The 24,045-nt window shown below is 47.1% G+C and carries 23 protein-coding genes and 1 riboswitch; of the genes, 8 read left to right on the plus strand and 15 right to left on the minus strand.

The features are described from left to right. Nucleotides 1-2: 2 nt before the first annotated feature. The 6 genes from ITJ88_RS15410 to pta form a co-directional block, all read right to left on the minus strand. Nucleotides 3-1,832 carry a beta-glucoside-specific PTS transporter subunit IIABC gene (locus ITJ88_RS15410; RefSeq protein ID WP_195866200.1) on the minus strand — a complete coding sequence of 610 codons (1,830 nt, stop codon included), beginning with the start codon at nt 1,830-1,832 and terminating at the stop codon, nt 3-5. 105 nt (nt 1,833-1,937) lie between these two features. Then, nucleotides 1,938-2,789, minus strand: a complete 852-nt coding sequence (gene licT, locus ITJ88_RS15415; RefSeq protein WP_195866201.1) for a BglG family transcription antiterminator LicT — start codon at nt 2,787-2,789, stop codon at nt 1,938-1,940. 297 nt (nt 2,790-3,086) lie between these two features. Beyond that, nucleotides 3,087-4,463, minus strand: a complete 1,377-nt coding sequence (locus ITJ88_RS15420; RefSeq protein WP_195866202.1) for an amino acid permease — start codon at nt 4,461-4,463, stop codon at nt 3,087-3,089. A gap of 221 nt (nt 4,464-4,684) precedes the next feature. Beyond that, entirely contained in the window at nt 4,685-5,986 is a 1,302-nt protein-coding gene (locus tag ITJ88_RS15425) for a nucleobase:cation symporter-2 family protein (RefSeq protein WP_195866203.1), read from the minus strand. Next, entirely contained in the window at nt 5,983-6,567 is a 585-nt protein-coding gene (locus ITJ88_RS15430; RefSeq protein ID WP_023466757.1) for a xanthine phosphoribosyltransferase, read from the minus strand. Before ITJ88_RS15430 ends, ITJ88_RS15425 begins: the two co-directional genes overlap by 4 nt. A 75-nt stretch (nt 6,568-6,642) precedes the next feature. Continuing rightward, nucleotides 6,643-6,742, minus strand: a riboswitch (purine riboswitch). A gap of 70 nt (nt 6,743-6,812) precedes the next feature. Next, on the minus strand, nt 6,813-7,799 hold the full coding sequence (gene pta, locus ITJ88_RS15435) for a phosphate acetyltransferase (RefSeq protein ID WP_055969917.1): 987 nt from the start codon (nt 7,797-7,799) through the stop codon (nt 6,813-6,815). A 345-nt stretch (nt 7,800-8,144) separates the two neighbouring features. On the opposite strand from pta, the gene hemQ reads away from it, so the two are divergent. Together hemQ and ITJ88_RS15445 are read left to right on the plus strand one after the other, a co-directional pair. Next, complete coding sequence (gene hemQ, locus ITJ88_RS15440; RefSeq protein WP_023466755.1) at nt 8,145-8,921, plus strand: hydrogen peroxide-dependent heme synthase; 777 nt, start codon at nt 8,145-8,147, stop codon at nt 8,919-8,921. Nucleotides 8,922-9,013: 92 nt separating this feature from the next. Beyond that, on the plus strand, nt 9,014-9,163 hold the full coding sequence (locus tag ITJ88_RS15445) for a hypothetical protein (RefSeq protein ID WP_023466754.1): 150 nt from the start codon (nt 9,014-9,016) through the stop codon (nt 9,161-9,163). A gap of 97 nt (nt 9,164-9,260) precedes the next feature. On the opposite strand, the gene ITJ88_RS15450 is transcribed toward ITJ88_RS15445, so the two are convergent. Both ITJ88_RS15450 and ITJ88_RS15455 read right to left on the minus strand, forming a co-directional pair. Next, nucleotides 9,261-9,629 (minus strand): DUF423 domain-containing protein, encoded by a 369-nt coding sequence (locus ITJ88_RS15450; protein WP_023466753.1) that lies wholly within the window; start codon nt 9,627-9,629, stop codon nt 9,261-9,263. Between the two features lie 2 nt (nt 9,630-9,631). After that, nucleotides 9,632-10,237, minus strand: a complete 606-nt coding sequence (locus tag ITJ88_RS15455; RefSeq protein WP_023466752.1) for a trimeric intracellular cation channel family protein — start codon at nt 10,235-10,237, stop codon at nt 9,632-9,634. Nucleotides 10,238-10,402: 165 nt separating this feature from the next. Between ITJ88_RS15455 and ITJ88_RS15460 the strand changes: the two genes are divergently transcribed. The 4 genes from ITJ88_RS15460 to ITJ88_RS15475 all read left to right on the plus strand — a co-directional run bounded on the left by ITJ88_RS15460 (nt 10,403) and on the right by ITJ88_RS15475 (nt 14,828). Beyond that, nucleotides 10,403-12,031 carry an ABC1 kinase family protein gene (locus tag ITJ88_RS15460; protein ID WP_058265463.1) on the plus strand — a complete coding sequence of 543 codons (1,629 nt, stop codon included), beginning with the start codon at nt 10,403-10,405 and terminating at the stop codon, nt 12,029-12,031. 141 nt (nt 12,032-12,172) lie between these two features. Beyond that, entirely contained in the window at nt 12,173-13,024 is an 852-nt protein-coding gene (locus tag ITJ88_RS15465; protein ID WP_195866256.1) for a GRP family sugar transporter, read from the plus strand. 17 nt (nt 13,025-13,041) lie between these two features. Continuing rightward, complete coding sequence (locus ITJ88_RS15470; RefSeq protein ID WP_195866204.1) at nt 13,042-13,827, plus strand: glucose 1-dehydrogenase; 786 nt, start codon at nt 13,042-13,044, stop codon at nt 13,825-13,827. Between the two features lie 32 nt (nt 13,828-13,859). Next, complete coding sequence (locus ITJ88_RS15475; protein WP_195866205.1) at nt 13,860-14,828, plus strand: cation diffusion facilitator family transporter; 969 nt, start codon at nt 13,860-13,862, stop codon at nt 14,826-14,828. Between the two features lie 433 nt (nt 14,829-15,261). Here the strand turns inward: ITJ88_RS15475 and ITJ88_RS15480 are convergent, their stop codons facing one another. From ITJ88_RS15480 to ITJ88_RS15490, 3 genes are all read right to left on the minus strand, one after another. Then, the gene (locus tag ITJ88_RS15480; protein ID WP_230088893.1) at nt 15,262-15,897 is read right to left on the minus strand and encodes a thermonuclease family protein; all 636 of its coding nucleotides are present in this window, start codon (nt 15,895-15,897) and stop codon (nt 15,262-15,264) included. 150 nt (nt 15,898-16,047) lie between these two features. Continuing rightward, nucleotides 16,048-16,698, minus strand: a complete 651-nt coding sequence (locus ITJ88_RS15485) for an SDR family NAD(P)-dependent oxidoreductase (protein ID WP_029343173.1) — start codon at nt 16,696-16,698, stop codon at nt 16,048-16,050. Between the two features lie 60 nt (nt 16,699-16,758). Next, entirely contained in the window at nt 16,759-17,025 is a 267-nt protein-coding gene (locus tag ITJ88_RS15490) for a DUF5327 family protein (protein WP_195866207.1), read from the minus strand. 57 nt (nt 17,026-17,082) lie between these two features. Here ITJ88_RS15490 and ITJ88_RS15495 point away from each other — a divergent pair, with 57 nt between their 5' ends. Both ITJ88_RS15495 and ITJ88_RS15500 read left to right on the plus strand, forming a co-directional pair. Then, nucleotides 17,083-18,051 (plus strand): Gfo/Idh/MocA family oxidoreductase, encoded by a 969-nt coding sequence (locus ITJ88_RS15495; RefSeq protein ID WP_195866208.1) that lies wholly within the window; start codon nt 17,083-17,085, stop codon nt 18,049-18,051. Between the two features lie 32 nt (nt 18,052-18,083). Continuing rightward, the gene (locus ITJ88_RS15500) at nt 18,084-19,745 is read left to right on the plus strand and encodes a glycerol-3-phosphate dehydrogenase/oxidase (protein WP_064300486.1); all 1,662 of its coding nucleotides are present in this window, start codon (nt 18,084-18,086) and stop codon (nt 19,743-19,745) included. Nucleotides 19,746-19,789: 44 nt separating this feature from the next. Here the strand turns inward: ITJ88_RS15500 and bcaP are convergent, their stop codons facing one another. From bcaP to ITJ88_RS15520, 4 genes are all read right to left on the minus strand, one after another. Continuing rightward, entirely contained in the window at nt 19,790-21,226 is a 1,437-nt protein-coding gene (bcaP, locus tag ITJ88_RS15505; protein ID WP_195866209.1) for a branched-chain amino acid transporter BcaP, read from the minus strand. 225 nt (nt 21,227-21,451) lie between these two features. Further along, complete coding sequence (locus tag ITJ88_RS15510) at nt 21,452-22,747, minus strand: DUF2252 domain-containing protein (RefSeq protein WP_195866210.1); 1,296 nt, start codon at nt 22,745-22,747, stop codon at nt 21,452-21,454. A gap of 67 nt (nt 22,748-22,814) precedes the next feature. Next, a complete protein-coding gene (msrA, locus tag ITJ88_RS15515; protein ID WP_149426647.1) occupies nt 22,815-23,762 on the minus strand; it encodes a peptide-methionine (S)-S-oxide reductase MsrA in 948 nt (315 codons plus the stop codon). A gap of 69 nt (nt 23,763-23,831) precedes the next feature. Beyond that, entirely contained in the window at nt 23,832-24,014 is a 183-nt protein-coding gene (locus tag ITJ88_RS15520; RefSeq protein ID WP_195866211.1) for a hypothetical protein, read from the minus strand. Nucleotides 24,015-24,045: the final 31 nt, after the last annotated feature.

A 24,045-nucleotide genomic window follows, 5' to 3' on the forward strand; every position in this document is an offset into this window, starting at 1 on the left:
GTTTAGACTAAGACGCGCAAAACATCACGCGACGGTTCGACTGTCCCTTGGTACGTCGGTAAAACATCCAGGTAACTTGCTGTATTTGTGACGATAACCGGTGTTATGATGTCGTAACCCGCTTGTTTGATCTGTTCAATATTAAAACGAATCAATGGATCTCCAACTCGGATCGACTGACCATTGTCGACAAGCGATTCAAAATATTGACCATTCAACTGAACCGTATCAAGACCAATATGAACTAAAATCTCAACACCAGTGTCAGATCGTAAACCAATCGCATGTTTTGATGGATAGACGGTCACGACTTCTCCGTCAAATGGGGCGTAGACAACACCTTCATCCGGAATGATCGCGAGTCCTTTTCCCATCGCACCGCTCGAAAACACGGTATCGTTCACTTCATCCAACGAAATAATTTGTCCTTTGACCGGTGCAAGTACTGGTAAACCTACTTGTTCACTGATTGTCGGTACTTCTTCCGTGACTTGTTGCTTGTCACGTGCAAAGAAATATGTCAATCCGAACGAAACTACTGTAGCAACAGCTAGTCCGATCAGTGCACCCCAGAACGAGAGGTTGATACCATTTTGCGGAATCATGACCGGTACTCCGAAAATCCCAAGTCCACCGAGTGCGTAGGAAGCTGTTCCCAGTGCACCGCCTACTAATCCACCTACAGCACCACCAACGACACCGAAGATGAATGGCTTTTTACGCGGTAATGTCAAACCATACATCGCGGGTTCCGTAATACCGAAGATACCGGCAATCGTGGAAGAAGTACCCAGTCCTTTGATTTTTGGATCCTTCGCCCGCATCGTAATCGCGAAAACTGCACCCACTTGACCGAAAGTTGCCATCAATACACCAACTGTGATGGTATCAAATCCATTGACAGACAAGTTATTGATGATGATCGGTACGAGTCCCCAGTGCAGACCGAACATGACGAAGATTTGCCAAAACGCACCGATGAAAGCAATCGCTATTACTGGACTCAAGTTATAGATGAACGAGTAGCCAGCTGCCAGTCCTTGGCTGGCATACGTTGCAAGTGGACCAATTGCAAGGAAAGTTAGTGGGACAACCAACATGATGACGAGCATCGGTGTCGTGAAGTTTTTGACTGCTTCATGCGAATGACGATTAAAGAATTTTTCAAGTTTTGATGAAACGAATGTTGCCAAGATGATTGGAATAACAGACGATGCGTAACTCATGAGGACGACCGGAATCGTCAAGAACGTTAAGCCATCACCAGAAGCCTGCAAGGCGACAATCGACGGGTAAACTAGTGCTCCCCCAATGATCATCCCGATATATGGGTTACCACCGAATTTTTTCGCCGCCGAGTGACCAAGGACGACCGGGAGGAAGTAAAATAAGGCGTCCGCTGTTGCATTTAAAACGATGTACGTCCCCATCGTCGGCGTCAACAGTCCCGTCGCTACAAGGATTGCAAGCAAGCCTTTTAGCAGTCCGCTTCCTGCCATCGGACCGAGAATTGGTGTAAAGATACCAGCAATCGTGTCGATGAAGCGATTGAACAGACTCGTTTTTTCTGTTTCTTCCGAAGTTTCCTGACCAATCCCGTTTAGTTCGTTATAGACTTCACCGACATGATTACCGATGACAACCTGGAACTGACCACCACTTTTTACGACGGTAATGATGCCATCGACTTGTTTTAATGCTTCAGCATCTGCCTGTTGTTCGTCCTTCAATTTGAAGCGTAAACGTGTCGCACAGTGAAAGACGGTTTTGACGTTGTCTTCGCCACCAACCAAGCGCACGATATCTTGTGCAAGAGCTTGATATTTACCCATTTGACTCACTCCATTCATATTTTTGGAATAAAAAAACCTAAACGACGGCAAGTGGAAAAACACCTGCAATCATTTAGGTTTGGCCCGTCGATGCGGTAACCATCCTTAGGATCGATTTTGTTTCATGAGATTTTCAATGTGAATCATCAAGTACAGACGCTCATCCTTCGAGACTTCATAGTCATACTTCCCAGTGATCAGATTAGCAATTTTCTCGACACAATCAAATGCGAGTGGATAACGTGATTTGACCATTTCATACAACTCCTCGTCTCCTCCAACTTTCAGCTTTGTCTTTGAGACGATTCGTTGTACAAAAAACTTCAGATGCGTTAAAAAACGAGCGTACGCATGAGATTCCTCATCCAGTTCCACCTGGAAATGGTACGTGATGATCGTCATGATCGCCTGTGTCGCCTTCGTCATTTCAGTAACGATATGCAGGCTCTCGCCTTTGACACCAGACATCGATGCATTGACGAGGTGCAAGGCGATCGAGACCGCTTCTTCTTCTTCCAAGTGAACTCCATGCCGGTCATTGATGAGTCGAACTGCCTCTTTTCCAGCAGCAAATTCCGGACCGTAAAATCGTTTCACTTCCCAGACGAGCGGGTTTCGAATCACAATTCCCTCCGCATATCGTGATAGCGCATAATGAATGTGGTCGGCTAGCGTTACGTAAATCGTATCATGGAGCGATTTGTTGAGCTTCGCTTCTGCCATCTTAACAATTTCCTTGACTGTTTCGATTTCAGCTTGCGGCATCTCATTTAAAAAATCGATAAATCGTTCTCGGCTCTCTTTACTCTCGAGCGTAAAGATTTTTTCAATCCGTGATTCGTCAATCACATCACCCATTCGTTTTTGAAACGCGATTCCTCGCCCCATGACGACGTGTTCCTGCCCATTCGATTCAATCGCCACCACGTTATTATTAAACACTTTCACGATTTGCATGGAATCTCTCACCTCCACCCTTGAGCATCGAATTGAAAAGAAAAAACCTAAATTCATATCCATCGCCGCAACACGCAACAGATATCAATTTAGGTTTTGCCTGCTTTTGCAGTAACAATCCTGAATGGTTTATTCTTTTCCCTATTAGAATACGACGGAATTAGAATGACGTCAACTTATTTATGAAGCGCTTTCAAAATTTGTTTAAATGAAAAACTGAGTCTAGTATTTACCAGACTCAGTTTATCGAGATCATCTCATATCTTGTCTTGCTTCCAATTAATCTTGTCTATCCGTTTATTCTCCTGATGCTCGACGCGTCGATTGTCGTGTCTCCTTATGCATTCCCCGTGCATAATAGACAGCGATCAGAATCGCGTACCACAGTGGTCCAACGACCAGAGCGATGCGTGTACTTGCGTCAAATGCCATCAAAACGATGACACCGGCAAGCGCCGCGAGGGCGATGTAGTTCGCGACCGGGAAGAATGGAACACCAAATTCTGCTGAACCGTGTACCTTCCGTGCCCGCATCTGAGCAATCAGAATCATCGCCCACGTCCAGACGGCTCCGAACGTCGCGATACTCGTAACGATCGCAAAGACGTCTTCCGGTAAGAAGTAGTTCAACGCAACACCAACGAGTAAGGCGACACCTGACAGAATCGTCGCCAGTGCCGGTACACCGTTTTTCGAGATTTTCGAGAAACGACGTGGTGCTTCACTGTTCTCGGATAAGTTCATCATCATCCGGGCTGTTGAGAAGATACCGGAGTTACATGACGAGAGTGCTGCAGTTAAGACAACGAAGTTGATGATGCCGGCTGCTGCCGGAATACCGAGCGATTGAAATAGTAATACGAATGGACTACTATTGTTCGCACCAACTTGATCCCACGGATAAATCGATAAAATGACGAAGAGCGCCCCGATATAGAATACTAAAATCCGAAGGAAGACGTTATTAACGGCTTTTCGAATCGTTTTCTTCGGGTTCTTCGCTTCCCCTGCTGTGACCCCAATCACTTCAATTCCTAAGAACGCAAACATGACCATCTGCATGGCAAGGAGTACTCCACCGAATCCGTTCGGCAGGAATCCACCATGTGACCACAGGTTCGAAATCCCAACCGGTGTGCCGCCATTTCCAAGACCAATGACAATTGTCAAAGTCCCTAAGATGATCATGGCGACGATCGCGACGATTTTAATCAACGCAAACCAAAATTCGAATTCACCATAAAATTTAACAGCAATGAAGTTGATGCTCGTCATCAAGACAAGTGCTGCTAGTGCCCATACCCACCCCTGGGAATCCGGGAACCATACTTTCATGTAAATACCGACTGCTGTGATTTCCGCCATACACGTAAAAATCCAGAGTAACCAATAATTCCAACCTGTTAAAAAGCCAGCTAATGGACTGACATACTTCCGGGCATACTCCGCAAAACTACCAGCCACCGGCTCCCGCACCGCAAGCTCCCCAAGTGCTCGCATGATAATGAAAATGATGACACCACCAATCAGATAACCAAGTAAGATCCCTGGTCCTGCTAATTGGATCGCTTTTGCTGACCCTAGGAAGAGTCCGACACCGATTGCCGCCCCCAGCGACATCAGTGTAATGTGACGTTCTTCCAGTCCCCGATTCAACTCTGTCTGTTGTTTCATTTTTACGACGTCCTTCCCGTCTCTGTTTGTTTCTTAGCAGTTCCCCGTACCGCTACGTTGTCAGTATAAAGAAGATGTGTCGATTTTGTAAACGTTTTCATATAATATTTCTTACCAAATCCACATACTCGGAATATTCTGATTACGTTAGCAGTATAAAAAAAGGAACCTCCTGCTACTAAGTAGTATACAGGACGGCTCCTTTCGGAAAGTTACAATTGTTAATCAACTTTAGCAAGTGGCGCGTCTGCTGTCTCAGACTTACTCGTCAATCGGAAGATGCCATTCAGTAATAATGCCGTTAGCGATCCCGCGACGATCGGGCTGTCTGTCAAGACACGGATTTGTGATGGTAGACCGGCTACGATCTCCGGATTCGCACTGATTCCTAAACCAATTCCGAGCGCGAGTGCTACTGTGATGACGTGTTCATTCTTCGAAAAATCGACCCGCGACAGAATACGAATCCCGCTCGCTGCGACTGTCCCGAACATGATCAACATTGCCCCACCTAGGACAGGTTTTGGAATCAACGTCGTGAATGTCGCCACTTTTGGTAAGAAGCCGAGCAAGATTAAAAATCCACCCGCAAATAAAATGACTTTACGTGTCTTCACGCCAGTCAACTGAACGAGACCGACGTTTTGGCTGTAGGTCGTATACGGGAAACTGTTGAAGATACCGCCAACGATCGTCGCGACACCTTCTGCCCGGTAGCCACGTGCTAGATCCTTATCCGTCAAGCGACGATCCGTGATCTCACCGAGTGTCAAGAACACACCTGTCGATTCAACCATCGAGACGAGACCAACGAGTGTCATCGTCAAGATCGCCGTCGCATTGAATGTCGGTACACCAAAGTAAAACGGCGTCACCATTTGGAACCAAGATGCTTCCGCTACCGGGCTGAAGTCGATCATCCCCATGCCGAACGCAACGAGTGTACTGATCATCACAGCAATCAAGACGGCTGCTGCTTTTGAGAAGACCGTGCCGTAACGATTCAAGATTAAAATCAAGACAATCGTTAGTCCGGCGAGTCCAAGATAACGTGCGTCACCAAAGTCCTTTACGCCCTGCCCGCCTCCGATATCGTTGATGGCAGCCGGAATCAAGGAAATCCCGATGATCGTCACGACAGAACCAAGGACGACCGGCGGGAACAGGACCGCAATCTTACTGAACCAGCCTGAGATGACAAGAATGATCAGACCGCTCGCAATCAAGGCGCCATAAATCGCTGTGATCCCTTGAAGACTACCGATCGCGATCATCGGACCGACTGCCGTGAAGGTACAACCGAGGACGACTGGAAGACCAACGCCTGTATATTTCGTGACGAGCACTTGTAGTAAGGTCGCTACGCCACACATGAAGAGATCAATCGCCACTAAATAAGCGAGTTCTTCTCCCGACAATCCGATCGCACTCCCGACGATCAGCGGAACGACAGCTGCTCCTGTGTACATCGCAAGCACATGCTGAAGTCCAAGACTAGCGGCTTTGAAGTTCGATAGTCTCATACGGTCACCGAGTCGACGAACGTCGCTTTTCCGTCCTTCAACGACTCCACACGAGCGAGTGACTCGACGCGGAAACCGGCTTCGATTAACTTTTGACGTCCCGGTTGGAACGACTTTTCAATGACGATTCCAAAGCCGGCAACTTCCGCACCTGCTTGCTCAACAAGGCGAGCAAGACCAAATGCCGCTTCCCCGTTCGCGAGGAAATCGTCGATGATCAAGACACGTTCCCCCGGTTGTAGGTATTTTTCTGCAACCGTAATCGTACTCGTCTGTTGTTTCGTAAACGAGAAGACTTCAGCTGAAATCGTTCCTTCATTCAAGGTAACGGATTTTGTCTTACGAGCATAGACCATTGGTACCCCTAAACGGAGCGCCGTCATCATTGCCGGGGCAATACCACCTGCTTCGATCGTCAAAATCCGCGTGATACCGGCATCTTGGAAGCGATCCATGAACTCATAGGCGATTTCCCACATCAAGGTCGGATCGACCTGATGGTTTAAAAAGGCATCCACTTTCAATACTTGATCCGATAAGACGATTCCTTCTTGATTAATCATGTCGTGTAGACGTTTCATACATGCATTCTCCTCTTTAAAAACGAAAAAACGTACAGCCGCTACCCGGGGGCAGCCACTGTACGCCAAAAAAGAGAGCAGTAACTCACCACCCGTAGTCGGACCGTTACGGCGATCCGGTAGAGACTCGTGGGCCAATTCCCACTATTATACGAGCGTTGCTATACGTTTACGTTTCGTGATTTTCGTGATGTGTACCATTGTACGGGGTTTAGCGAAAAAGTAAAGACTTTTTCACACCGTACTTAGGCTTGGCGTTCTTCGACTGCTTGTGCTGCCGTGATGATCGCGAGTTTGTAAACATCTTCTTCGTTACAACCGCGTGAAAGATCGTTGACCGGTTTGTTCAACCCTTGAAGGATCGGACCGATTGCTTCGAATCCACCGAGACGTTGTGCAATTTTGTAGCCAATGTTTCCAGCTTCAAGACTTGGGAAGATGAAGACGTTCGCTTGACCTGCAACATCTGATTCTGGTGCTTTTGATTTCGCGACGCTTGGAACGAATGCTGCATCGAATTGGAGTTCCCCATCGATCGCAAGCTCTGGTGCACGTTCTTTAGCAATGCGTGTTGCTTCAACGACACGCTCTGTCTCTGGTGATTTTGCTGAACCTTTTGTTGAGAAGCTGAGCAATGCCACTTTCGGATCGATCCCGAATGTTTTTGCTGTTTTCGCAGATGCGATCGCGTTCTCTGCTAGATCGTTCGCATCTGGTGCGATGTTGATTGCGCAGTCTGCGAAGACGTATTGCTCATCGTCACGTACCATGATGAAGACGCCTGATGTTTTTTTATAGCCTTCTTGCATTTTGATGATTTGAAGTGCTGGACGAACTGTATCGCCTGTTGCGTGCATCGCACCCGATACAAGACCTTCTGCTTGTCCTGTGTGAACGAGCATCGTACCGAACGTGTTCACGTCTTTTAAGATGACAGCACGTGCTTGCTCTTCTGTTGCTTTCCCTTTACGACGCTCAACGAACGATGCGACGAGCTCATCAATTCCAGCGTAAGAAGCAGGATCGATCGTATCAAGTCCCGTGACATCGATTCCGTTCGCTGCTGCTGTTTCTTCGATTTGTACACGTGGTCCGATGACGATCGGTGTGACGAGACCGTCTTTCTTCAAACGGACAGCTGCGCCAAGAACACGCGCGTCAATTCCTTCTGGGAAGACGATTTTCGGTTGGTGCGCTTTAATCTTTTGTTCTAACATATCGAATAATTGCATGAGTTTCTCTCCTTTTTAGGTAAACACGACGTCGTCGATTTGATCGATTTTCTTTTCCATCGTTTATTATACACAGTTCTCAATCGTTGTTAAAACAATTTGCAAAAAAGTTATCTAACAAAAGCACTGAAGCCATATTAACCGACTATTACAGTCATTTTCAAGAATGGTACAGAGATCGTTTCTAAGCAAAACAATGTCCCCTTCCCCTTTTACCCACTCTCTACTTTTTTCATGTGTTACGATCTCATGGACAAAGACCTTTTCGGGCGAAGCGTTTCAATAGAATGTGATAAGATAGGATATGGAAAAAGACAATTTATTTCAGACTCAGGAGGTCATCCCATGCAACACCAAACATCTGAACCGACTGCTACGCAACAAGCCGCTGAAACACTCGACGGCTGGTATACATTACATGATTTCCGCCGGATCGATTGGTCACGCTTGAAACAAGTCGACGCGACAGACCGTGCGCGCATGATTGAAGAATTCCAAGCCTTCCTCTCAGAACTTTCTGGTGTCGAAGCGGCAAAAGACGGCAGCCACGCACTTTACACGATCATCGGTCAAAAAGCCGATCTCGTCTTGATGGTTCTTCGTCCAACGATGGAACAAATTCAAGACGTCGAAGTCAAAATGCAGAAACTTGATCTCTATGATTACTTGATCCCGACGTATTCTTACGTCTCTGTCGTCGAACTCGGTACGTACCGTGGTTCAGGCGAAGGAAACCCATACGAGAACCCTTACGTGCGTGATCGTCTCTATCCAATCTTGCCGCAAGCGAAGCACATCTGCTTCTACCCGATGAGCAAGTCACGTCGCGATGGCGACAACTGGTACACGCTCTCAATGGAGAAACGAAAAGAACTCATGTATCGTCACGGTATGATCGGTCGGAGTTATGCTGGGAAAATTCAGCAAATCATCGGTGGATCAACTGGATTTGACGATTGGGAATGGGGCGTTACGCTCTTCTCAGACGACATTCTTCAGTTCAAGAAAATCGTCTATGAAATGCGTTTTGACGAAGTCAGCGCGAAGTACGGTGAGTTTGGTGAGTTCTTCATCGGGAACCGTCTCGAAAGTGAACAATTAAATACTCATTTTGCACTTTAATGTGTTGAATGACGTTTGATTGAAATATCTCATGGGAATATACTCCTTGCGGCTATAAAACAGTAAGTTGAATGACGTAAGGAGGAATTACCATGGGGAATGCTATGAACCGATCGACACGGTCGCGTGAATTGCAATTCGCTGTGCTTTCAAAAGAGCTGAAACCGGTTGCAGATCGCGTACTGGATCGCTATGAGCAAGCATTATCGAAGCTAAACAAAACTCAAACGACAAAACGATGAATTCGTTTTGATACCTACGCCTACTCCATCGCGAGTAGGCGTTTTTCATACAAAAAAAGACCGTTCTTCTTCATGACGGAAGAAAAACGGTCAATCCTCATAAGCCTTTGTAGGCACCAATCGCGACAAAGATCCATGCTGCGATGAACAAGACGCCACCGATCGGTGTGATAGCACCCAGTTTTGTTACGTTCGTCAATGCCATGACGTACAGACTACCGGAGAAGAAAACGATTCCGGCAAGCATCAGCCATGCAGCCAACGACCATTGTGGAATCGATGCTTTTAATAAGAGTCCCCCGAGTGCTAGGATACCGAGCGAGTGTACCATCTGGTAAAGAACGCCTGTCTGCCAGTTCGCGAGCATCCGTTCCGTCAACATATCTTTTAAGGCGTGTGCACCGAATGCACCTAGTGCGACCGATAACATCATCGAGATCGCGCCAATCATAATGAAAACTTTCATGTTTATTCTCCCCCTAACCGTCGTGCCGGTAAATTCCATTCATAATAATACGATAGCATACGTAAAACAGTGATGAGTCCGAGCAATGTGAACAAATGTAGAGGATTCGTCAATTGGAAGCGGTCAATCACAAGTGCTGCCATGACGGCCCACATCGCATAAATCTCTTTATGCAAGACGAGTGGTTTTCGACCAGCGAGTAAATCGCGAATCACTCCGCCACCAACACCAGTCAGTACAGCAGCCGAAATCGTTGCTGACAACGGCAGTCCTTTTGCTGTCGCCATCAAAGCACCTTGAATCGCAAACGCAGACAATCCGAGCGCATCCGCGAGGACGCCCCAACGTGTCCAGTGCGGCAAGAATAACTGGGGTAACATGAAAATCAACAACGCAACGAGAATCGCGACTAAAAAGAGACCACCTTGCGACCAGAGAGCCGATACCGGTACACCAATCAGTAAATTACGAATGGCACCACCGCCGAATGCTGTGATCAAAGCAAGTAACCAGACACCGAATAAATCATATTTTTCTTCCATCGCAACAATCGCACCACTCATCGCAAAAGCGACCGTGCCGATGATATTCAATAAGTCCCAGGACATGCGCACATTTCACCTTTCTACAAAGAAATTCCAATACTTACTATACTCTCTTTTTAGTTTCCGTAAAGCATTAATTTTCTGTCACCGTTTCGACCGTTTGCGAGTGACGTTTTTAGGTAAAGTAACCTATACTGAAACAAACTGTACAGGAAGCTAGGTGACCGTATGAAACGTTGGGCGCTTTATCGCATCGTCGTCATCGTGACGATGTTCGCACGTTACATCTTTACGATCTATCGATTCACCCGGAAAAACCGGCCAGGTACGAACAACGAAGAGTTTGAGCGCATCATGATCCGGATTGCGCGTGACTATAAGAAAAAAGCATTACGGTTAGAAGGGTTACTGATCAAGCTCGGTCAGTTCTTGTCGATTCGAGCCGATCTATTTCCTCCGTCCGTCTTGATGGAACTGACCGAACTGGTCGATAAAGTTCCTTCAAGTAAACTCGGTGAGTCACGAAAGATCATCGAAGAGGATTGGGGGATGCCGATTGAAGAGATCATCTCGGATATCAGTTCCCGTCCTGTCGCTTCTGCCTCGATTGGTGAGGTGTACAGCGGAACCTTAAAATCAAATGGTAAAAAAGTTGCGATCAAAGTTCAGCGACCGAACATCGAACAAATCATCAAAACCGATTTCCGTGCCATGCGCATCGTCATTGCCATGTTACGCCGGACTTCATTAAACAAATCGACTGATTTACAAAGTCTGTATCGCCAAATGGTCTTCGTCATCGGTGATGAGTTGAATTACCGAACTGAATTAAAAAATGGTCTCTACTTTAAAAAGATGTATGAGACGAATCCTGTCATCTATATTCCGAGTTATTATGAAGAACATTGTACGAATCGGGTGCTCGTCATGGAATGGATTGACGGGACACGTATCACCGATCTCGATTATTTAGCGGAACATCAGATTGACCGTGACGAACTAGCGCGTAATCTCTTCTTAAACGCTGGGGAACAATTATTGTTCGGCGGGAAATTTCACGCCGACCCACACCCGGGCAATGTTCTCGTCCAGTCCGACGGCAAAATCGTCTTGCTTGATTTTGGGATGATTGGAGCGACGACGCCTGACGACATGCGGGCGATTCAACGAATCCTCCAATCCTTCGTCACATTAGATTATGATGCAATCGTCGATGGTCTCGAAGATTTACGATTCCTGTTGCCAAATGCCAATAAGCAAAACATCCGACAAGCAATTGAAAAAGCGGTCACGTTCTATCTCGAGAGTGATATGGAAAACGTCGACACGAAACTGATTGAGAAGGTCTTATCCGATATCGAATTGCTCGTCCGAAACGAACCGATTCAGCTCCCTGCCGAGTTTGCTTTCTTCGGTCGTGCTGCCTCGACGATTCTTGGGATTCTTCAGATTCTTTCACCGCAAATCAACCTACTCGAGTTAGCCAAACCAATGGTTCGGCGTTGGCTCGATGACGAAGGAAAAAACCAAAATCGTTACCTCCAGATTGCCGGCTCTTACGGTGCGCGATTGCTCGCCTTCCCACGTCTTGTCAACGACGCTCTCAGCGAACCGACACGTTGGCGGATCATGGAGCAACAAAAGTTCTCTCGTGTCGCGAACATCGAGTCACTCAAAATCCGGCAGTGGACGAGTTCACTCGTCGGGATCATCAGTCTGCCTTTTAGTTATCTCGGCTATTATTTTACGCAGTACGACGTCATGGGCATTTCCTTGACGATCGCCGTCATCGCTTTATGGAATGGTCGACGGATCGGACGACAAATCGTCCGGATTGCTGACGAACCGTTCCGATAAACGAAATATCAGTAAACGTCCATTTCGATGGGCGTTTTTTATTTCAGAATAATTCTTCTTCGCGCTTCGAGGTTTTTCCTCGCGTCTCGCGGGGTACAGCTTCAAGTAGAGAGATAATAGTAAGGAGAGGTGAAACACTTGATTGATATTTTAATTGCCATCGTTCCTGCATTAATGTGGGGATCGTTGCCGCTCGTCGTCTCAAAAATCGGAGGCTCAACGGCGCAACAAATTATCGGTACGACTCTGGGGGCGTTGCTTTTCGCGATCGTTACCTTCTTTTTTGTCAGCCCAGAGATGTCGACGACTGCTTGGGTCGCTGGATTCTTTTCTGGTGCCTTCTGGGCGCTCGGTCAAAAAAATCAATTTGCCGCATTCCGGCAAATGGGTGTCTCAAAGACGATGCCCATCTCAACAGGGATGCAACTCGTCGGAACATCGTTGTTTGGTGTTCTCGCTTTTGGAGAATGGTCAACGACAACTGCGTTGATTCTCGGAATCAGTGCCCTTGTATTGATCATTGCCGGAGCAGCTTTCACGTCTTACAAGGAAGATAAGAGTAAGCAGGATGAGAATATCGGAAAAGGACTGACGCTCCTCCTCATCTCGACTGTCGGGTATGTCGGCTACGTCGTCATTGCCCGTTGGTTCGATATCAATGGATGGGAAGCAGTCTTACCACAAGCGATTGGGATGGTCGTGAGTGCGATTCTTCTCTCTTTACGAGAAGGAGATCTCTTCACGAAGAAAACAACTGGCAATATTATCGGTGGACTCATGTGGGCTGTCGGGAACGTCGCTTTATTATTTGCGACGGCAAAAGTCGGTGTCGCAACGAGTTTCTCCTTATCTCAAACAGGAGTGGTCATCTCAACGATTGGCGGCGTCCTCTTACTGAAAGAATCAAAAACGAAGAAAGAGATGACGTTCGTCATCATCGGTTGTATTTTAGTCGTTGCTGGCGGAATCATGATTGGATTTACGAAACAATAATGAAGGAGTGAAGCATCATGTATGAGAGTTTAAAAGGAAAAGTAGCGATCGTAACAGGTGGGTCAATGGGAATCGGTGAAGCCATCGTCCGCCGTTATGCAGAAGAAGGTATGCGTGTCGTCATCAACTATCGCAGTCACCCGGAAGAAGCGAAAAAAATCGCTGAATCGATTCAAGAACAGGGCGGCGAAGCCATTACCATCCAAGGAGATGTCTCGAAGGAAGACGATATGATCAACCTCGTTAAAGAGACTGTTGATCATTTTGGTCAATTGGACGTTTTCGTTAACAATGCCGGAGTAGAAATGCCATCTCCTTCACACGAGATGTCGCTTGAAGATTGGCAAAAAGTCATCGACGTCAACTTAACAGGGGCATTCCTCGGTGCGCGTGAAGCACTGAAATATTTCGTCGAACACGATGTCAAAGGTAGCATCATCAACCTATCAAGTGTTCATGAAATCATCCCATGGCCGACGTTCGTTCACTACGCTGCAAGTAAAGGTGGCGTCAAGCTAATGACACAAACCCTTGCGATGGAATATGCACCAAAAGGCATTCGCGTCAATGCGATTGGACCTGGTGCGATCAATACACCAATCAACGCTGAGAAATTCGAAGATCCGGAACAACGAAAAGAAGTTGAGAGCATGATTCCAATGGGCAATATCGGAAAACCCGAGGAAATCTCTGCCGTTGCCGCGTGGCTTGCGTCGGACGAAGCGAGTTATGTCACAGGTATCACACTCTTTGCAGACGGCGGAATGACACTTTATCCGTCGTTCCAAGCAGGACGCGGTTAACCTATTTTGAATAGACAAGGAGAGAACCGCTCATGACCACTTTTTTCTCATTGATCCGTCGCGGCAATAAGTCAGCACTTGCTGCTGCAATCGTCAACACAATTATTGCTATCATCAAGTTCGTCGCCTACATCCTGACTGGGAATGTGGCGATGTTCGCTGAAATGATGCATACGATCGGTGACGCGGCGAATCAGTTCTTCGTCTATATCGGTTCTGCTCTAAGTAAAAAAGCACCAACGAAACGATTCCCGAACGGATTCGGTCGCCTTGTTAACCTCGTGTTACTTGCTGCAATCATCGTCGTTGCCCTCCTTGCGTATGAGACGATTCGGGAAGGAATCTTACACATCACGCATGGTCCTGGTGAAGAAACGACGGGTCTTTGGATCATTTTGACGGCACTTGGTATCGGTGTCGTACTTGAGGTCGGGGTATTCTATAAAGCGATGAAAGAGATCGCGCATGAGACGGGACTTAAATCGAGCGGACTGACACTTGTCGGTCAAAGTTTTGCCCATCTAGGTCAAGCGAAACCGGCGACACGGCTTGTCTTCATGGAAGATCTTGTTGCGACTCTCGGTGGTATCATTGCGATCATCGCCGTTCTGATTTCGCATTACACATCGTTTTATCAAGCAGAGGGCATTGCATCGATTTTGATTGGTTTGATGATGTTCTACGTCGTCTATAATGTCTTTATTCAAAACGCTGCCGGTGCGCTCGGTGAGATTGATGAAGTACTGACTGCTAAAATCGGTGAAATCCTATTACGTGATGAAGCGGTTCGTGATATTGAAAAGCTTGAAGTCATTAAGGAAGGCGATCACTTCCATGTCGAAACAGAGATTGAAGTCGATCCCAACTTAACGATTGCGCAAGCGGACGACATCAAGGACCGGCTGGAACTGCAAATCCGAATTCTTAAAGGGGTCACCGATGTCACGATCTCCTTTGATGAAGATGATAAAGTACAACAGTATCAACCACCACCTGTATGATCGACAAAAAGCCATCGTTTCCGATGGCTTGAGAGACTGAAGACGAAGTGCAATTGTTCTCTAACGAGAAGGATTGCACTTTTTTGTTCGTCTCGTATCGTTTTCCTGGAACAAGCATCGCGCCGCTTCGCTTCGCTGCAGGGTCTCTCTTGCTTGTTATTTCCCTAGGAAGCGCTGTCGAGTGAACAAAACGCTTCTCTAATCCTTCTTCCGAGTATCAAAAGGATGACGCGTTTCACGCAACTCCTACAGGAAAAGCGCAATTTTGCGCTGTCAGAGACAAACAAGACAAGTTTTCCTGCTTGAACGGGGCGGGAAAACGAGCTTGTGTCTCGCCTGAGGAAAGGACGTAAAAAGACGCGTCATTTTTAGAGTCAGTCCATTTATCTACAGTCTGAAGCCATCGCTTCCGTTGACTTTTTGTGTGCGCTTATCAGCGTGCTGCGCGGACGAATCCAGCTTCTTCTGCTTCTTTTTCCGTACAGAACCGTTGCTCCGGCTTCACTTCATCGTAGGACTGTCCTCCCGGTACATGGTAGATTTTTTTACCTGACCGATTGATGTTGCCTTTGATGTCGCAGGATTTCGTTTCTGTAATTGCTTGAGCGTTAAAGCCACGATTCGTGACGTAACCATCGTGCTCCCAAATCTTTTTCTTCGCCTGCTTGGCTTCCTGTTCAATCTGTTCGAACATATCGACATAACGTGTGTCCGGCTCATAGACGAACGCTACACGTGCGAGTCCTTTTCGAAGTAACTCCTGATTCAACATCTTATCGCCGTACCACACGTATGCGAGTAATCTTCCGTATCGATCAGTCCGGGAATGATCACGCTCCAACCGAATCGCTGTTCCGCTCGGTAAGGTCTCCTTCGTAAATGCTGAAGCTTCCGTTCCATATGGTTGAACCGGTGTATTCGGTTTGACGGTTTCTGGTGTATCGACAAGGAGTAGACGAACGTCCTCCGTTTTCCCATCCGCCAACTTTACTTTTAATGTATCCCCATCGATGACGCGTTCGACCGTCGCCTTCGTGATTTTTTCGTCATCTGGTTGCTTAATTCCCAATAAGTCTGTCTCCTCTGGTGCACAACCGATGAGAACGAATAGAAAAAGTAGACTTATCGTGGCGTATCGTCTCACTTCTGTTTCGCTCCTTTCCATGAAAATGCGGATTCGGTCAAAGCCCGAACCCGCATACGCTATCTTGTTTATTCGTTAGTCTGCTGAAAGAACCGTTTCGACTTCATTTCGGTTCGTATAAAGTTGATAGAACGCTTCCGCTACATTTTTCGGATCAAGTGCCGTTCCACGCTTCACTTCCCCGGCAATCGTGACGGTTCCGACGTAGACACCGTCTTCCTTCAACGTATCGTGTAACATATGCGTCACTTGGCGAACGCCTGCCTTCCCGATGGAAAGCCCTGGTAGCGATTTGATCGCTTGCATCGCAGCGCCGCCTCCAGTAATCAGGATAGCGCCGTCTTTTCGTTCCTGCATCGACGGCGCGACGAGTTGCGCGGCATGCAATGCTCCGAGCACATCGATTTCGAACTCTTTCGTAATCTGTTCTGCTGAGACCTCAAGGACAGACGCTTGATGTAAAATCGAAGCATTGTAGACTAAGACATCGACTTGTCCGTATTGCTCCTCTGTCCATTCGATGAGGGATGCGATATCAGCTTTTCGTGAAGCATCACATTCCACTCCGACCGCTTCCACGCCCGCTTCTTTTAGTTCCGTGATGACGGCTGCAAGTGTTTCTTGTGTCCGCGCCGCACAAACGACTTGAAAGCCTTCTTGTCCGAATCGTTTACTGATTTCATATCCGTTTCCTGGTCCTGCTCCGATGACGATTACTGTTTTCATGACGTATCTCCCCTTCTCGTTTCAACTGTGATGGTTATTCCCTGAATCGCGTCATTTCATTCAAAAATCGAGCAATGAAGTGCCTTTTTCTTCTTTCTCCTGCGAAACACCCATGAAACGCGCTAACATCGGATCGACTGTTGGTGTTGCCTGAGGTGTTGATGTAGGTAGCGATATCGATGAACTTGATGTCGCCTCAGATTCAAGTAATAGTTCACAGTACGCCTTCATCGCTGCAATCTGCTCTTTCTGGGCGGCTCCTGTCGTTTGCTCAATGCGTTGCATCGCTTGACGCATCTTTTCGATGATGTGTTGTTCCGTAATCATCTTATATTCCTCCTTATGGTAGATTGAGGGTATGAACTTGAAAAGGATGTGTTTTCCATGATTCGTACCGCTTTAGTTGGTTTTGGTATTGCCGGTGAACATTTACATGCTCCTTATTTACACGCACCTGATTATCAGTTAGTCGCTGTTCAGTCGAGTCGTCCGGAAGCAGTCGCTGCTTATGACGCGACGCTACCTGTTTATTCGACACTTGAAGCCCTGCTCGCTAAAGAACAGATCGATTTAGTCGTTATCGCGACAGCAAATGAGCTACATTATCCACTTGCGCGCCTCGCTTTGCTATCGGGCTGTGATGTACTCGTCGAGAAACCATTCACTGTCACGCTCAAAGAAGCCGAAACGTTGACAGAACTAGCACGTGTACACGATCGGTTACTGACAGTTTATCATAATCGTCGGTATACGAAGGACTTTCGAACGCTGATGACCTTACTCGAATCCGGACGTCTCGGCACTCTCCAAACGTTCGAAGCGCATTATGATCGCTATCGCCCAGACGTTGAGGATCGTTGGCGCGAACAGGACGTACCCGGTGCTGGTCTCTTGTACGATCTTGGATCACATTTGATCGATCAAACACTCGTCGCCTTCAATGCAGTACCAGATCGCGTCTTTTGTGATCAAACGATCCAACGACAAGGTGGGATCGTTGATGACTATACACATCTGATTTTAGCATTCGGTACACGACGCGCTATTTTGCACATCGGTTCCATCGTTCCGGCTGTTGGTCCTTCGCTAATGGTACATGGAACAAAGGCTAGCTATTTCGTCGATGAAGTCGATACGAAACGCGCGACGTATCAATTGGCTGAAGCAAACGGTCCCCTTGAAGACTTTCCTTTTGTCTCCGGGCAATTTGGGGATTATTATACAGACCTCGCCCCAGCCATTCGACAGCGAACAACCCCACCTGTCTCTCCGAAACAGGCTGAACTCGTCATGAAAATCATTGATCGTGCTCAAAAAAGTGCAAAATCGGGTACATGGATAGAAGTAGACTAACTATCCATTCAGACGAACAGGGGGAAGACAAGATGTTTTCAAGTACGGAACGGACAGCTTGGTTAGAAGAAATGGGACAAGAACTTTTAGACGTACTCGTCATCGGGGGCGGTATCACGGGAGCCGGTATTTTGCTTGACGCACAAAGTCGAGGTATGCGGACAGGATTGATTGAGATGCAGGACTTCGCCGAAGGGACATCGAGCCGATCGACGAAACTCGTCCATGGTGGATTGCGTTATCTGAAGCAGTTCGAAATCAAACTTGTTGCCGAAGTCGGAAAAGAACGTGCCATCGTGTATGAGAACGCCCCACACGTGACGACGCCGGAGTGGATGATGCTTCCACTCGTCGAAGGCGGAACGTTCGGCAGCTTCTCGACATCGATCGGCTTACGCGTCTATGACCAGCTCGCAGGCGTCAAACGCCATGAACGCCGGACGATGCTCAGTAAAGAAGAAACATTACGTTACGAGCCACTATTACGTTCGGAACACTTAGTTGGTGGTGGTCGTTATGTCGAATATAAAACGGATGATGCCCGATTGACAGTCGAAGTCTTAAAGGCAGCCGTTGGTTACGGTGGACGTGCCGTCAACTATACGAAGGCTGAATCGCTCGTCTACCACAATGGAAAAGTTGTCGGTGTCGAAGTCCGTGACGTCTTAAGTGACAAAACGTATACGATTCGGGCGAAGAAAATCATCAATGCAACCGGTCCGTGGGTCGACGAACTACGTGAAAAAGATGGTTCGAAAGCTGGGAAATCGCTCCACCTGACGAAAGGGATTCATCTCGTCATCGATCAAGCGCATTTCCCACTCCAACAGGCTGTTTATTTCGACGTTCCAGATGGTCGGATGATCTTTGCGATTCCACGCGAAGGGAAAACCTATGTCGGAACGACTGACACGAACTATAAAGGAGATATTCTTGAGCCGGGTGTCACCGTCGAGGATCAGGATTATATCCTAGAGGCGACGAATCAAATGTTCAACGTCGAGTTACGACCTGAACACGTCGAATCGACATGGTCCGGATTGCGTCCACTCATTCATGAAGATGGAAAGGACCCAAGTGAACTGTCCCGAAAAGATGAGATCTTCGTCTCGAAATCCGGGCTGATGTCAATTGCTGGCGGGAAGTTGACCGGGTACCGGAAGATGGCAGAACGCATCATCGATATGGTCGCAGACCAATTCAAGACAGAAGAAAATCGAATTTACCTCGCTTCCCGTACGCACGATATCTTGCTTGGTGGTGGTCATCCACAAGGAAGTAAAGGATTTGCCCGCTATTTGAAGGAACAACAACCAAAAGGAGAAGCACTCGGATTGTCACCGAATGAGGCGACATGGCTCATCCAACGTTACGGTACGAACGTCGAACGTGTCTACGAGTTGATTCGGACACGTGGTGACGAAGCGGCTCGTTATCAATTACCGTTACACTGGTTCGGCGCCCTTCTATATGGATTAGAAGCTGAGCTCGTCATGCAACCTGGCGACTTCTTGAACCGTCGTGCTTCGGCCGTCTTCTTTGATTTCCCTCACGCTGAACAGTACGCAGATGGTGTTCTCGCCTTGATGCGTAGCGAACTCGGCTGGTCGGCAGAAGATGAAGCGAGAGCCAATGAAAGCATTCGTCGTGAATTTGATGCGGTCCGCGTCAAAGGACCTGTTCCACTTTCCTAACATCAGAAGACCCGATCGCCTTCAGGCGATCGGGTCTTTTTGTGTTACTGTTCTTCTTTCGAAGCAGCGAGTTCCGCTGCCGGCATGTTGCCTGGGTGTAAATTCGAACTTTTACGTGCAAACGTAAAGTAAAGAACTAAACCGATAGCAAGCCAGATTCCAAAAGCAATCCATGTCTCGAGTTTCAAGTTGAACATCAAGAAAAGACATGCAGCGATTGCTGCGATTGGCACGTATGGCATACCCGGACATTTGAAAGCACGCGGAAGATCCGGCTGTGTCTTACGAAGAATCAAGACAGCGACAGAAATCAAGACGAAGGCTGCCAGTGTACCCATGTTGACGAGGTTCGCGATGACATCGAGTGGAACGAATCCAGCGACGAGTGAGCTACCGAGTCCGATCATCCAAGTCGCCTTGAATGGTGTCTGGTACTTCGGATGCACTTCAGAAAATACTTTCGGGAACATTCCGTCACGCGAGATGGCGAACGCGAGACGCACCATTCCGTATGTCATGACGAGAATGACTGTTGTGATTCCGAGAATTGCACCAAGATCGATGAATCCAGCAACCCAGTTTTGACCTGCCATTTGAATCGCAAGTGAGACTGGGTGATCAATTCCTTCGAATTGTTGATACGGTACGATTCCTGTCATGATAGCTGCAACGATGACGTAAAGCACTGTACAAACAGCAAGTGAACCGATGATACCGCGCGGCAAGTTCTTTTGCGGATCGCGGACTTCTTCAGCTGCTGATGTGACGGCATCAAAGCCGATGTACGCGAAGAAGACGATCGCGGCACCCGAGAAGACGCCTCCCCAACCAAATGGTGTGAACGGTGCCCAGTTCGTTGGTTCGACATAACCGACACCGACGACGATGAACAATACGACGACCGCTAGTTTAATGACGACCATGATGTTGTTGACACGTTTCGTTTCCTTGATTCCCATCGACAACAATGCCGTAATGGCAAAGAGGATTAAGAACGCTGGAAGGTTGAAGTATGTCTTGGCTCCTTCGACTGCTCCAGGAGCTGCTGATAAGGCTGTTGGCACATGGATATTAAATCCTGCGAGTAAGGACTGGAAGTATCCAGACCAACCGGCTGCTACGGCACTCGAGGCGAGTCCATATTCGAGGATCAAGTTCCAACCGATGATCCAAGCGAAGATCTCTCCCATCGTTGCATACGTATACGTATAGACGGATCCACTGACCGGAATCGTTGATGCGAATTCAGCGTAAGCAAGAGCGGCTAGACCACAGGCGATGGCAGATAGAATGAATGATACGATAAGTCCTGGTCCTGCAGTCAATGCTCCTGTTCCTGTCAAAACGAAGATTCCGGTTCCGATGATGGCGCCAATTCCTAAAAACGTTAAATCCATCGCGCCAAGATTTCGAGCAAGTCCACTGTTTCGTTTACTTGCAGCAATCATAGCGGAAACATCTTTTTTCCGCGTCAAACTCATGATGTTTTTCCCCCTGTACCTGTTATGATTTGTCCTACGGAGCAAGTCGTCTGTAAGAACTTAATCAAAAATTTACGAAGTTTTCTGATAAATTGATATAGGTCATTATACCTATTTATATTTTGTTGAACGCTTTCATTTGTTAACCAAAAAAGTCTACACAAAAAAGATGGATGTGTAACACATGTTACATACCCATCTGACAAGCCTTAGTTTGTTAGGTTTTTAATTTGTTTGTCGAGTCTTCACCCACTCCAAAAACACTTGGTAATCCAGCTTTGTTCGTATCACGTAGGCTTCTGACCAACGCTCGATTTGTTCTAAGAAAGCAGTGTCTGAAACACCGATGGCTTGGATGATTTCAACGTCGGCATGATGCGTTAAAATTTTTTCTTTAATCCCGGCATCCTGATCCGCCCGTGCATGCACTTTGGCGGTAATTTGACCTTGAATGCATAAGACATTCTCAAGGTCATCCTGACTTTTGATATGCTTTGCTTTTAGCTTTTTCTTATACGCTGAACGTTCACGTATATAATATTCCTTTTGACCAATCGTCAAATAACCAAGATATGGATCTTCATGTGCCTGCATCGCTTTTTGAGATGTGATGATTCGGCGCCCTTGATGAACCGTTTCTGCTTCTGGACGATAGACAGGAAGGAATAATGAAGGAACAGAAGTTTGAGCTTGTTTCATTTCTAGAATCAAATCCTCCTCCCCTCCCTCCCCCTCAATCAGGATGTAATAGCGCTCAAGACCAATCGATGCCGTTCCACTGTCTAGTTTCCGCACGATATCCTTGATTGTATAGAACGCTTCTTCACGACGATCCTCTTCGTCAATCGTCTCGATATAGGAGGACCAGGCAGACTCAATCGCCATTCGCGTCGGATCATCTACCACTGCCATATCTGGTAATGTACAAAAACGTCTCACGCCATCCACCAGTTCCGTCCGCTCTCCCATTAATTCTTCACGTTTCTTTTCTGCTTTTTTGATCAACTTTTTGATTGGTCCTTTTGTATTTTCTCGCGTAAAGCAAACATCACTCGGATCTTTTCCGAGAGCGTACTTTTTTAAATCGTGTAAGTATTCAAGGACATAATTACGAATCGCAGGAGTCGGGTCGTATCCTGCCTCTTCAGCGAATAACCGGACGGAGACCGCCATGCGAATCAAATCATATAAATAAGATCCTAAGTATCCTTCATCAAAGTCATTGACGTCGTAGATGATCTCTCCCTTCGCATTGCCATGGACACCGAAATTCTCAAAATGAAGATCTCCCTGAATCCACGTCGGTTTATCACGAGGCGTATCAAAACCAAGGGGGATTCGCGTCACGTCATAATAAAACAGATGCGAACTTCCACGGAAAAAGCGAAACGGACTCAAGCTCATCTTGTCGTACTTTTCCTGACGTGCTTGCTCATCGAGCTGACGGATTTCGTGATCGTAGAAATCAAGTACCTTCGCAATCGTCATTTGTCGAATCTCTTCATACACGGGTCGAAACATTCAATTCTCTCCCTTCCATTTGAAAAAAGAGCAGTCAAAACGAAATCGTTTGACTGCTCCTTACGTGTTACTCGAAATGTTTTTTATATTCCCCATATCCTGCCGAATCAAGCTCTTCAAGCGGAATAAATCGTAATGCTGCTGAGTTGATACAATAGCGAAGACCACCAAGTTCTGTCGGACCATCATCGAAGATATGACCGAGGTGACTATCCGCATTCGCAGAACGCACTTCCGTCCGCGTCATCCCGTGACTCGTATCAAGTTCGACTTCCATCTTGTCTTCTGAGATCGGTTTAGCAAAGCTCGGCCAACCACAGTTCGACTGGAACTTATCTTTTGATGTGAAAAGTGGTGTGCCGTCAACGATGTCGACATACAGACCTGGACGTTCTTCATCCCAGTATTCGTTTCGGAAAGCGGGTTCTGTCCCGTTCTCTTGTGTGACTTTATACTGAATCGGCGTCAGACGCTCTTTCAATTCTTTTTCCTTACCGTGATCCTTCCACGCTTCCTTGATGAATTTCGCGCGACCTGAGCCAACACTATACATCTGATAACGGAACGGATTCTTTTTATAATAATCTTGGTGATATTCTTCAGCTGGCCAAAACGGCTTTTCTGGACGAATCTCTACCGCGACTGGACGCGAGAAGCGTCCTGATGCGTCAAGCGCTGCTTTCGAACGTTCAGCTGCTTCACGTTGTGCTTCATCGACATAAAAGATAGCCGGTTGGTACGATTCACCACGGTCATTGAATTGACCTCCGCCATCTGTCGGATCGATTTGACGCCAGAAGATATCGAGTAATTCTTCGTACGTAATGACGGACGGATCGTACGTGACTTCAACCGCCTCCAAGTGACCTGTCGTTTCCGAACAGACCTCTTTATAAGTCGGGTTCTCTGTATGACCACCGGTATATCCTGAAATGACCTGCTCTACCCCATCATATTTATGGAATGGCTTGACCATGCACCAGAAACAACCACCTGCAAATATTGCTTTTGCCATCTATCTTCCCCTCCTCTGTATGTGTCTATTTTACCGCGTTCAGAGAATGGACTCGACTTTCCTGCTCACTCAATCCTCCGGGTTCGTTTTTAAGCGGTGCATGACGAAGTAAATCGCCGCGAATACCAAAATCAAACCGCCGAGTGAGTACCAAATGTTATTCAAGCGATAAATCATCTGGTACAAGGCAAGCGTCACAAGCAATAATGCAATCGGTAAGAAGGCCCGCTTAAAGTGGTACCAGTAATTCACGAAGATCGCCTCCTGTTTTTCTTTCATCTTA

The organism is Exiguobacterium abrahamii (assembly GCF_015645365.1).
Taxonomy (GTDB): Bacteria; Bacillota; Bacilli; order Exiguobacteriales; family Exiguobacteriaceae; genus Exiguobacterium_A; species Exiguobacterium_A abrahamii.